This window comes from cf. Phormidesmis sp. LEGE 11477 (assembly GCF_015207105.1).
Lineage (GTDB): Bacteria > Cyanobacteriota > Cyanobacteriia > Phormidesmidales > Phormidesmidaceae > Phormidesmis.
In genome coordinates this window covers 1-1,514 of record NZ_JADEXO010000266.1, presented here as the reverse complement: position 1 = coordinate 1,514, position 1,514 = coordinate 1, and the positions used below count along the sequence as shown (strand labels likewise).

The following is a 1,514-nucleotide window of genomic DNA, read 5'->3' as shown; positions in this document are numbered from 1 at the left end:
GTCATCGGCAAGGTAGACGTCAGAGGAACCGTCTCAGACGATTCTCTGCTGGCGGCAGAGCAATTTACCAAGCAGGTAAAAATTGAGCGACAGACCATCGACCCTGAGTTAGATAGTAGATTCCTCACGCCCTCGAAGGTTTCCTCCGATATAGACGCACCTATCGTGACACTGGCGCTAGTAGAAGATACTGGCAGTGCTGACGATGACGTTACTTCTGTTCCTACAGTTGCTGGAACCGTCTTAGACCAGAGTGATATCGCTGGGCTCAAGATTTCTTTGGTGGATGCAGCAGACAGTAGCCCCCCGATCAGCAGCTACGTCGATGCCTCCCAATACTTGCAATCAGGCAGTTTCACACTAGATATAGCCGCGCTAGAAACCGCGCTAGGTCAGCCTTTGGCAGACGGTCGCTATACGTTAAGGGCAGTTGCAGAAGATAGCTTTGGTAACGTGTCTGAGCCCGTAGCCTATAGCTACACATTTGATACAGAAGGGCCAGCACTGTTGGTGACTGAGCTACAAACAGTAGCCACTGAAGATGGCTTGATTCGTTTAGTTGGTTCTGTAAACGAAGCGGTAACAGCAACCGTTACCCTAGCAGGCGAGACACCCATTACTTTCGAGATTCCAGCCGGAACGTTTGAACAGGCGCTGCAAGCGCTGCCGACAGAAGCTGGTGACTATGCGCTAGCGCTGACGCTGACCGATGCTGCAGGCAACATAACGCAAACGACGCTTGACTTTGTTGTAGAAGACGACACGTCAGGCCCTGGTACAGATCTAGCCCCTATCTTCGAATCGATTGAGCCGCTTACCGTTACTGCCGGACAAAAGATAGAGATTCCGCTGACGGCAACCGACCCTGAAGGTCAAATAGTCACCTACTCGTTTAAGAGCGAGGGAGACCTACCCACCGGTCGGTTAGATGGTTCTGGCAGGCTTATCTTTGAACCCACCCCGAACCAGATCGGCACCTATGACTTTACGCTAGTAGCCACAGATGGCGTCAACGAGACTACGCAACAAGTCTCTTTAACCGTAGCGCCAGACCCTGATACCACTACTCGCATCTCCGGTCAGATTCTAGACACAGAAGGTAATCCGCTGGCTAACCTACCGCTAGCGCTAGGCCGCTTGCAGGTAGTCACAGATGAAAACGGCTACTTCACCTTTGTTGTTCCTGAGACTAGCTTCCCAACCGAAGAGATCGATATCGCTATCCCGCTTGGAGATTCGGCCTTCGATCCCTTCTTCACCGGTACGAGCGAAATTAACCTGCGCCGCACAACCTTTGATGGTGCTACGGGCACGAGCATCAGCAACCCGCTGCGCCACCCCAACCTGGTGAGCACCTTCATGGATGCGAGCATGGTGTATGGCACCAATGAATCGCGGGCCATAGCCCTAAGAACCAACGATGGCACCGGACGACTGAAAGTCTCAGACGGTGATTTATTACCAATCAACAACAGCGAGACATTTCCAGACGGTGTGCTGGCCAACAGCAATCG

The 1,514-nt window shown here is 52.4% G+C and carries 1 protein-coding gene; it reads left to right on the top strand.

The window, feature by feature from the left end; translation table 11 throughout:
• A partial coding sequence (locus tag IQ256_RS29200; protein ID WP_228025402.1) for a peroxidase family protein occupies positions 1–1,514 on the top strand: 1,514 nt, incomplete at both ends.